This is a genomic window from Cyanobacteria bacterium GSL.Bin1, assembly GCA_009909085.1.
Lineage (GTDB): Bacteria > Cyanobacteriota > Cyanobacteriia > Cyanobacteriales > Rubidibacteraceae > Halothece.
In genome coordinates this window covers 23,572-33,377 of record JAAANX010000066.1, presented here as the reverse complement: position 1 = coordinate 33,377, position 9,806 = coordinate 23,572, and the positions used below count along the sequence as shown (strand labels likewise).

At 42.6% G+C, this 9,806-nt stretch carries 10 protein-coding genes and 1 pseudogene; 7 read left to right on the top strand and 4 right to left on the bottom strand.

What is annotated here, in order from left to right:
• Positions 1 to 235: 235 nt before the first annotated feature.
• A complete protein-coding gene (locus GVY04_08560) occupies positions 236 to 679 on the bottom strand; it encodes a hypothetical protein (GenBank protein NBD16185.1) in 444 nt (147 codons plus the stop codon).
• A 284-nt stretch (positions 680 to 963) separates the two neighbouring features.
• On the opposite strand from GVY04_08560, the pseudogene GVY04_08555 reads away from it, so the two are divergent.
• From GVY04_08555 to GVY04_08540, 4 genes and pseudogenes are all read left to right on the top strand, one after another.
• A pseudogene (locus GVY04_08555) lies at positions 964 to 2,203 on the top strand (hypothetical protein).
• 146 nt (positions 2,204 to 2,349) lie between these two features.
• Positions 2,350 to 2,820, top strand: coding sequence for a DUF2752 domain-containing protein (locus GVY04_08550; protein NBD16184.1), 471 nt, complete (start codon positions 2,350 to 2,352; stop codon positions 2,818 to 2,820).
• 39 nt (positions 2,821 to 2,859) lie between these two features.
• Positions 2,860 to 3,126, top strand: a complete 267-nt coding sequence (locus GVY04_08545) for an NINE protein (GenBank protein NBD16183.1) — start codon at positions 2,860 to 2,862, stop codon at positions 3,124 to 3,126.
• A 75-nt stretch (positions 3,127 to 3,201) separates the two neighbouring features.
• The gene (locus GVY04_08540) at positions 3,202 to 3,414 is read left to right on the top strand and encodes a hypothetical protein (GenBank protein NBD16182.1); all 213 of its coding nucleotides are present in this window, start codon (positions 3,202 to 3,204) and stop codon (positions 3,412 to 3,414) included.
• Here the strand turns inward: GVY04_08540 and lptC are convergent.
• The 3 genes from lptC to GVY04_08525 form a co-directional block, all read right to left on the bottom strand.
• On the bottom strand, positions 3,411 to 4,604 hold the full coding sequence (lptC, locus tag GVY04_08535) for an LPS export ABC transporter periplasmic protein LptC (GenBank protein NBD16181.1): 1,194 nt from the start codon (positions 4,602 to 4,604) through the stop codon (positions 3,411 to 3,413). The two genes, GVY04_08540 and lptC, sit on opposite strands and share 4 nt — an antisense overlap.
• Positions 4,585 to 5,205: an NYN domain-containing protein gene (locus GVY04_08530; protein ID NBD16180.1), complete on the bottom strand. Its 621-nt coding sequence runs from the start codon at positions 5,203 to 5,205 to the stop codon at positions 4,585 to 4,587. The genes lptC and GVY04_08530 overlap by 20 nt, the downstream gene beginning before the upstream one ends.
• A 105-nt stretch (positions 5,206 to 5,310) precedes the next feature.
• Positions 5,311 to 6,915 carry a methionine--tRNA ligase gene (locus tag GVY04_08525; GenBank protein ID NBD16179.1) on the bottom strand — a complete coding sequence of 535 codons (1,605 nt, stop codon included), beginning with the start codon at positions 6,913 to 6,915 and terminating at the stop codon, positions 5,311 to 5,313.
• A 372-nt stretch (positions 6,916 to 7,287) separates the two neighbouring features.
• On the opposite strand from GVY04_08525, the gene GVY04_08520 reads away from it, so the two are divergent.
• From GVY04_08520 to GVY04_08510, 3 genes are all read left to right on the top strand, one after another.
• Complete coding sequence (locus GVY04_08520) at positions 7,288 to 8,010, top strand: 1-acyl-sn-glycerol-3-phosphate acyltransferase (GenBank protein ID NBD16178.1); 723 nt, start codon at positions 7,288 to 7,290, stop codon at positions 8,008 to 8,010.
• Between the two features lie 12 nt (positions 8,011 to 8,022).
• The gene (locus GVY04_08515) at positions 8,023 to 8,838 is read left to right on the top strand and encodes an alpha/beta fold hydrolase (GenBank protein NBD16177.1); all 816 of its coding nucleotides are present in this window, start codon (positions 8,023 to 8,025) and stop codon (positions 8,836 to 8,838) included.
• 77 nt (positions 8,839 to 8,915) lie between these two features.
• Positions 8,916 to 9,794 (top strand): beta-carotene hydroxylase, encoded by an 879-nt coding sequence (locus GVY04_08510; GenBank protein ID NBD16176.1) that lies wholly within the window; start codon positions 8,916 to 8,918, stop codon positions 9,792 to 9,794.
• The last annotated feature ends 12 nt before the right edge of the window (positions 9,795 to 9,806 follow it).

Here is a 9,806-nt window from a genome sequence, read left to right as displayed (position 1 = left end):
CTCAGGAATTTTAATTAAGAAAGTGGGGTTGGGCCTCGCCTCACTTAAAAACGCGAAGTCTCGGAAACGAGATGGAGAAGCCCGCGTTCTATCCGTAGGATGAACGATGGGAAGATGTCACTAATCTTAGAGAGAAATTCAGGATCCGACCTTATCAAGTAATCAAGCTGCCTAACGTCAAGCTAACCCGCCGCCTTTTCGCTACCGCTCCAAGGCGGTCGGGTTGAGCGCCGGGTTAGCTGCCGTTGACATCGAATCCTAGAGATTTAACAAATGCTATATCTTCTTCTGTAAACATCTCTGTGCCATGTTGCCGAAATCTACCCATTGAATCTGGTCGCTTGACCAATGCCATAAGCTGGGTCATTAACGAATTTGACTCCTTACCGAGGAAATCTAACAACTGCTTTATTCCTTCCTTCGGATTTACACAAAAGTGATCATAATTAAGAAACAAGAAATTGTCCTTCATAGATTCGCCTATGCGAATTACCCGCTTATGAACAATGCACCAGTATTTAAGAGAGTAGTATGGCGTTACATCAAATTCTTCGTTTATAAAATACCTTCCCCATAATCTTAGTTGATTCTGGTTTCTACTATGGGCCATATCCAATCCATTTCGAGCAACGTGGATATATTTCATGTTTCCAATTCTCTCTATCAAGCGATTTAGCACTATATGTGAATTAGTTTTCCTAAATTTGCAGATGAACGACCCCCACCAACCTCGCCTGTTAGAGCGAGTACGCCGCACATTGCCTCTTAAGCAGATGAGTCTTAAAACAGAAAAGTCTTATCTCTATTATATTAAGCGGCTAATCATTGCTCAAAAGATCCGCGTTCGGGTATGATTCGCAGACATCATATTGATCCAGATTCGTTACAAAGAGCGGTTAACTCGTTTTTAAGAATAATGATAATTTAGAGAAGCAAGATCCACATAAAAGCAACAATCAAATTTTGAAATTACTCTGTCTCAGCAATGGTCATGGTGAAGATGTTATTGCCGTTAGGATCATTGAGGCGTTGCATCAGCAAACTCAATCGGTAGAAATTACGGCTTTGCCCATTGTTGGTGATGGATTAGCCTATCAGCGATCGCGCATTCCTTTACTGATGCCCAGAAAAACCATGCCTTCGGGAGGGTTTATTTACATGGATGCGAAAGAGTTGTGGCGAGATGTCCGCGGGGGACTGATTGCGTTAACTTTAGCGCAACTGAAAGCGGTACGACGGTGGGCAAAACCAGAGGGGATAGCTTCTCGCGGTGGGAGATATTGTCCCCTTACTATTTGCCTGGTTCAGTGGCGCAGATTATGTGTTTGTGGGCACCGCTAAGTCCGAATATTATTTACGAGATGAGGGAGGTTGGCTACCCAATACTTCCCGTTGGGAACGGAGAATGGGGTCGGTCTATCTCCCTTGGGAACGTTGCTTGATGAAAAGTCGTCGCTGTCAAGGTGTATTTCCCCGGGATGCCTTAACGACGCAAGTGTTACAGACATTTGGGATTCCCGCTTATGATTTTGGCAATCCAATGATGGATGGATTAGTGCCAGAATTTCCCCTATGAGAGGCATCAGAGCGATCGCTGCGCATTTTACTCCTAACCGGTTCTCGTTCTCCCGAAACAGAGAGAAATTGGCAATTAATTTTAGACGTCGTAGAGAGTATCATCCAGCGTGAAACCCAGAGTAAACTCTGCTTTTTGGGCGCGATCGCGCCTAGCCTCAATTTCGATTCATTTTGTGAGCAATTACAAGCCAGAGGATGGCAAGAAAATTCAAGCTTATCTGTTACAACTCCCATTCAAGATCAACAAGGCTTAGGTTTTCAACAAGGGGTGACACCCTTATTTCTCACCCAAAATGCTTATCACAGTTGCTTACACGCTTGTGATTTTGCCATTGCCATGGCAGGAACGGCTACCGAACAATGTGTTGGCTTAGGAAAGCCGGTGATTGCAATTCCGGGAAGGGGTCCTCAATATACTGCTGCTTTCGCCGAAGCCCAAACCCGCCTCCTGGGTCCCTCCGTTATTTTAGTGCAAAAACCCGCTCAAGCAGCTGATGTTTGCCAAGGGTTATTGACTGACCCCAATCGCCTACAACTCATTGCCGATAATGGCAAACACAGAATGGGAAAACCCGGCGCAGCATCTCGCGTTGCCCAATACATTCTTAATCTAAATTCGTGTTAATTCAATTTAGGGATAACGCTAGAGGCTAGGGAATAAATCAACAGCAGTGAGTCTACAGATTAATTCTGATTCAATCAGAACTCCGACTCTGATACACTAAATATGTCCTAAAAAAAAGAGTGTAAATTGGGACGATTTTTTCTTAAATGTTACGACTGTATTTTCACTTAAAAAAACGAGAACGATTAAAGCGTTACTTCACTCTTAGTCTTTGTACCTCTCCATTGATTGGATCGTTTTTTTTCAGTCATACCGAAGCCAGTTCTCCTTTCCAATGTCTGTTTCTTGCTACTACTGGAATTCCTTGTCCGGGATGTGGACTGACTCGATCCTTTATGGCGGTTGCTCAGAATAATTTCATAGAAGCCCTGAATTATCATTTATTGGGTCCCTTTCTCTTCTTCGCCCTACTTCTCACTTGTATTCATCTTATTTTAGAATTATTATTGCGCCGTTCTCTGGTAACTTTTTATGTTAAATTATTGCGTAATCGCACCGCTCAAATGAGTTTCCTAGGGATGCTTTTAAGTTATCATTGTTTCCGGTTGTATCTTTTATTTTTATCAGGGGAATTAGCGAGTAGCTTTGAAAATTCCCCCTTAGGAAACTTCATTTAAGTGTTTATTGTCCAGTTAATTTATAGGAAATACTCAATTATGAACAGTCCCAATTCTAGCGAAACGAATAGTAAAAAAATTGTTGTCGGCATTTTAGGAATTATTCTGGGAGCTCTCGGAATTCATAAGTTTATACTCGGTTATAATACAGAAGGAATCATTATGTTACTAGTTAGTTTACTCACCTGTGGCTTTGCTTCTCCTATTGTCGGTGTTATTGGTTTAGTGGAGGGCATTATTTACCTGACTAAAACGGATGAAGAGTTTGAACAAATTTATATTGAGAATAAAAAAGGGTGGTTTTAGCTTGAATTCTACTGTTTCCTTCTGCTATTAATGTAGTGGGAGGTGATGCAATTCTACAGTCAAGCAGAGGTCTGAATGTTAAATTTCAATCGTAAGCGCAAAAACTTACTGGTAAAAGCGATGATTGCTCTGGGAGGAGCCGCTTATTTTACGACGTTCTCTCAGCTTACTATTCCTTTGTTTATCAAGGGATATGTCATGATTATTCCCCTACAAATTTTAGCCTTATATTATGTCCTTTATGTCAACATGAAGGAATCTTATTATGCTAAAAAATCCTCTAACTAAGGGACAATTTCTGTGGTCACTCGTTGTTCTTGATTCCCTTGAACAACAATATTTTCTTCATTCAAAATACCACTGGCTTTTTCGCCTTTACTGGTCAGTGGTGGATCATTTTGTTGATAAATCACGTTTCCTTCTGCTTCCATTTCTTGTGTGGGAAGATTCCAGCGCAGGCGGTTGGCAAAGAGGGTGGCTTGGTTCGCTTGACTCACGCCTTTCACCCCTCCTTGAAATTGGGCAATTTCGGTGTTTAAGTCAATTTTGCCTTGGTTCCCGGTGAGGGTAACCTTATTCTCGGTTTGTACCACTTGAATCGGCTTACTACTGGTAATCACTTTCTTTTCCACATCCCAAGTAATGGCATTACTCGCGGCTTGGAGAGGGGGATCGCTGGACTTAAATTCCACATTATCTTCGAGGAAAACAATTTTTTCCCCTAACTTAACCTCACCCGAATTTGCCGTAACGCGATCGCGAATTGTTTCTGTTTCGGGGTCATAGCGATCCACTTGTAAGGGCTGTTCGCTGCGAACTCTTTCTTGCGGAATTAACCAATTGAACTTTTTACCTTCTAACTGGAGTGGCGGATCTTCAGAAATCCCTTCCACATTGCCAATTAATTCTAATTCTTCTCGATCGGTGTAGTATTTCCCTCGATCAGCGGTGACATTAAAGCGAGGGTGTTGACCCCGTAACGCTTGCGGAATCACTAATAACTGTTCTTCAGGGGACCATTCCACTGCTTGAGTATTTAAGGTTGCACCATTGCGGGGATCAGTGGCAACTACCTCTCCTTCTAAATTAACCTGGGTCCCATTATTAATAATTTTGCCTTGATTCGCTTGTATCTTGAGGAAAATTTCTCCTTCTTGATATAGTTCACCGGCTACTTGTTCAAGTTCGGCATTTTGATTATCTTGCCGATAAACGACCCGTTTTACTTGCAGTTTCCAAAGAGTATTCCCCTCAGAATCAACTTGATTTAACGTCGCATTTTCTAAAATAAGTTGTTCTTCTATGGTTTCTTCTGCTGTGGCTGTCTCTGAGTCGGGATCAGCGTCTTGCTGATTGTTCCGACAAGCTGAGAGACTCAAAAAAAGCACCCCAATTAATAGCCAAGCTGTTGTTTTTCGCAACAGCAACCGGAGAATAATCAGGGTTGCCAAAACATAATTATCCGGACGAGTCTTCATCAAAAATTAAGGTTGGTAACGGGCGATAGGGAGGCGGAGAAGCGTTGTGATTATTAGACTTAGGGGGCTTCTGGATATCTTCTTGAATTTGATCCAAGTCAATATAGCGGTCTGCCACATTAATCAAGCTATCACTGGTCATCGAACGCAAACTAACCACTTCCACTCTTGCGCCACGGTAGCTAACTGCATCAACCGCGTAAGCTAAATCACCATCACCACTAACCAAAATCGCTGTATCATATTTCCCCACTAAAGCCATCATATCAACAGCAATTTCGACATCTAAATTTGCTTTTTTAGAACCATCAGGAAGTTGGACTAAATCTTTAGCAATGACGCGATAGCCATTGCGACGCATCCAGAGTAAAAAACCCTGTTGCTTTTCATTGGTACAATCAACGCCTGTATAAAAAAAGGAACGTAATAAGCGAGAACCAGAGGTCAGGCAAGATAATAATTTGGTGTAATCTATTTCTATGCCCAGCTGTAAAGCGGCATAAAACAAGTTAGATCCATCAATAAAAATCGCAACCCGACCACGATTCTCTAAAATTTGCTTCGGTGTAAACACCGGATCGTGATCAAAGTTTTCCAACATTTTTTTATCCTCATTTTTATTTAATTAAGCCAGTTTATGAAAAAAGTTGATTTATAAAAAGGTGATTTACATCTACCTTACCCAAAAGTGAAAGCAGATGGAAGTTTATAACAGATTTTCTTCAGGAAGTTCTAACCGTAAAAATACGGGTTTTGCTTCTCCCAGCGACTGTAGGGGAGGTAAAATCCCCCAACATTGATGTGTTTTGAAAGATGTTTCTTGATTAAAAGATGAAGGTTGATTAAAGTCAATTGTAAATCCAAGTTGCTGATAAATTTCAGTACTCAGCGTTGGCGTAATGGGAGACAGAAGATATGCACTTAAACGAATGGATTCGAGAATACTATAGAGGACTGTCTCCACTTGCGTTTGTTCCCCTTGTTTATACAAACTCCAGGGGGCTTGTTCATCAATGTATTTATTGCTGGTGGTGACCAAGTTGATAATCGCTTTGCAAGCTTGGCTGAAACTAAGCTGATTATAGGCCTCGCTCACGCGATCGCTGAGGTCAGTGCCGATGGCTTTCAACGGATGATCCGCAGGAATCGCTTCTCCTTTTAAGTTCGGCACTTGATTACCACAGTATTTTTTCGCCATTTTCAGGGTGCGATTGAGTAAGTTCCCAAAATCATTGGCTAGATCCGCGTTCAAGACATTGACAAAACGGGTTTCATTGAAGTCGCCATCTTGCCCAAATTCAATTTCTCGCAGAAAATAATAACGAACGGCATCGGCGCCATAGCGATCGAGCAACGCGATGGGATCGAGGGTATTACCGAGGCTTTTGCCCATTTTTTGCCCATCTTTGGTTAAAAAGCCGTGACCAAAGACTTTTTTCGGTAGCGCTACCCCAGCCGACATCAACATTGCTGGCCAATAAACCGCATGGAAGCGTAAAATATCTTTCCCGATGAGATGGATATCCATGGGCCACCAGCGAGAAAGGGCATTGTCTAGGGTCGGTTCTTGTTCGGGGTCAAGCAGGGCAGTGACATACCCGAGGAGGGCGTCAAACCAAACATAAATGGTGTGTTTAGGATTGGTAGGCACTTCGATCCCCCAATCGAGATTGACCCGAGAAATGGAGAAGTCTTGCAACCCTTGTTGCACGAAGTTGAGAACTTCCTTGCGACGGCTATTGGGTTGGATGAACTCAGGATGTTTCTGATAAAGGGTTTCTAGTTCTTTTTGGTATTTAGAAAGGCGAAAAAAGTAGTTTTCTTCATCCCGCCATTCTGCTTTTTTATTAATGTGGATCGGACAGTATCCCTCGTCAATGAGTTCTCTTTCTTCTTTAAACTCTTCACAAGAAACGCAGTACCACCCTTGTTTTTGAGCAAGATAGATATCATTATTTTCCCAAACCCGTTGGAAAAATTCTTTAACAATCGCTTCATGACGTTCCGAGGTGGTGCGGCTAAAGCGATTATATTGAATGTTTAGCTTTTGCCACAAATGATCGAAACTAGCGGCAACTTTGTCGCATTGTTCTTGGGGAGAAAGCCCTTTTTCTTCGGCAGTCCGTTGAATTTTTTGTCCATGTTCATCGGTGCCGGTAATAAATAAAACGTCTTTCCCCTGTAACCGTTGAAAGCGCGCGATCGCGTCCGCAGCCATCGTGGTATAAGCACTACCAATATGGGGAACATCATTAACGTAGTAAAGGGGCGTCGTTAAAGAAAAGGTGTTATTTGGTTTTTGTTCAAACATACAAATGTATTAGATTTTTATTATCGGCTCCACGTTGTAATTAAGGGGACAAGAATCGTAATTTGATAGTTATTAAAGGGGTTTTTAGAGGTATTTTAAGTGAGAGAAACAACAGGATTTCAATTTTTTTTTAGGTTTTGATTCCCCGTATTGATCCCGCTTATGAATTTTATAACTTGGTCTGATGATGATTTAATTTTACAATCAAATCAAATGAAATTATAGCGAAACGTAAGAAAGAATAGCTCTACCTTAAGAGATGTTAGAGGTAACGTCAATTCAATCAGTTGTAAAAATAATTAAAAAATTCGCTAACATTGAAATAAAACGTTAAGATTCTTTAAGTTATGGTTGCTGATTCCAAGGAAGGTCATGGTATCTAATCGACCGCTCAATCTCTCTCAAGGGTTGCTGCAAGCCTTGGGAACACAAGTTTTTGTCTATTTTGAAAACCGCATTCCTCAAGATGCTGCGGTGGTAGTGGTGAGCAACCATCGAAGTTTTATGGATCCGATGATGCTGATGGTGGGATTAGGACACCCGTTACGCACCGCTTGCCATCACTATATGGGCCAGGTGCCATTGTTACGGGAAATGGTGACGTTACTCGGTTGTTTCCCTTTGGCCAATCAATCAGAACGGGGTCCGACGTTTGTTCGTGAGGGCAAACAGTTGCTCAGTGCCAATAATTGGTTAGCCGTGTTTCCGGAAGGGGCTGAACCCATGGTCGATTTAACTGCCCCTCGTGAAATGCGCTCCTTTCAACCCGGATTTGCTCATTTACTGTTACGTTCCAATATTCCAAATTTAGCGGTTTTACCGGTCGCGATCGCGTCGCAGCAAGAACAAGTAACCGCAACCATTCCTCTAAAGATATTACACTGGTTTGATCCCTCAGAAGCCCTATTTAACCAGTGGGCGTTGCACCCAATGGTAGTCTATGAACGAGCCGATTTACTCATTGGTCGTCCTTACTGGATCACACCAAAACGTCAAGCCCAATATCAAGGCAAACAAACCAAAAAGGGCATTGTGGAAATTACCCGCTATTGCCAAACCGAAATTAAACAGTTATTACAAGTGGGAGGTTGTTAATTCAAACTCATTATGCTGAATCACTCGCATCAACCCCATTTTTTAACCCCAAAACCGTTTCATCCCGAGTCTCCGCTGTTTGTCTTTTTACCGGGGATGGATGGCACCGGAGAACTCTTGCACACGCAAACGGATACCTTAGACCAATGTTTTGATCTGCGTTCCCTTGCCATTCCCCAATCGAACTTTAGTGACTGGGATGAACTCGCCAGTGCCGTAATTGACCTAATTGCTGCCGAACAAGCGCAAAAACCGGAAAAAACTACCTATTTGTGTGGGGAGTCCTTTGGGGGATGTTTGGCGTTAAAACTCTTGGAACAAGCCCCTGAATTGTTTCATCGTGTCATTTTAGTCAATCCCGCGTCTTCCTTTCGTGAACGCCCTTATTTAGCGTGGGGGGCGATGGGAACCGGTTGGATGCCAGAACCGATTTATCGCTCCTCAACTGTGCTGATTTTACCTTTTTTAGCCGCGATGGCACGGATTGCCCCGCGCGATCGCCGCGCCCTGCTCAATGCCATGAAATCAGTGCCTCCCCAAACCGTCCGCTGGCGATTATCACTGTTGGAAGAATTTGATGTTGACTCCCAACGCCTGCAAGACATTCCTGCCCCAGTCTTATTACTGGCTGGCGGTTCTGATCGAATCTTACCTTCTGTGGAAGAAGCAGAAGAATTAGCCGAACACTTTCCCCAATCGCAAGTGGTCGTTTTACCCGAGAGTGGTCATACTTGTTTATTAGAAACAGAGAATCGGTTGTGTGATATTCTCCAAGAAGCAGATTTTTTAGAAGAGCGGGCGCGTGAGCAACTTTTTGCTGCTTCTTAGCTATTTTTTGCGAAAATGAGATTAGTTTAATAAAAATTAATAGCTAAATTAAGAGAATAAAAGGAGAAAAAGGAAAAATGGTGCAGGTGCAACCATCACTGCGAGTACCAAAAGATTATATTGATCCAGATGGGGGGTGGAATGTCAATGTTTGGATGTTTCTCATTGCTTGGGGACTGTTTATTTTATCTCACTGTGGTTACTGGCTCTGGGATTGGCCCGGTTGGTGTTGTTTTTGTGTCAATGTTCTCTGTCTGCACCTAGCAGGAACAGTGATTCATGATGCCTCTCATCGCGCGGGGCATCGTAATCTTGCCATTAACACCATTTTAGGGCATGGGACAGCATTGATGTTGGGGTTTGTGTTTCCGGTTTTTACCCGTGTTCATTTACAGCACCATGCTCATGTCAATGATCCGAAAAACGATCCCGATCATTTTGTTTCGACAGGGGGACCCCTTTTCTTTATTCCCGCCCGCTTTTTTTATCATGAGGTGTTCTTTTTCAAGCGTCGTTTGTGGAAAAACTACGAGCTATTAGAGTGGTTTATCAGTCGTTCCCTAGTGGGATTGATTGTTTATTTATCTCTACAGTACGGTTTTTTTGAATATCTGGTGAATTATTGGTTTGCGGCAGCATTGGTCGTCGGGTGGATGTTAGGCTTATTTTTTGACTATCTTCCCCATCGTCCTTTTCAAGAACGCGATCGCTGGAAAAATGCCCGGGTTTATCCCAGTAAGATTCTCAATTGGCTGATTTGTGGGCAAAATTATCATCTGGTCCATCATCTTTGGCCGTCAATTCCCTGGTATAAGTATCAACCGGCTTACTATCAAATGAAGCCTTTACTAGACGAGAAGGGGTCTTATCAGTCGTTAGGATTATTAGCCGGGAAAAAAGAGTTCTTTGGCTTTATTTACGATATTTTTCTCGGGATTCGCTTTCATAAGCAGTGACCAGTGACTAAT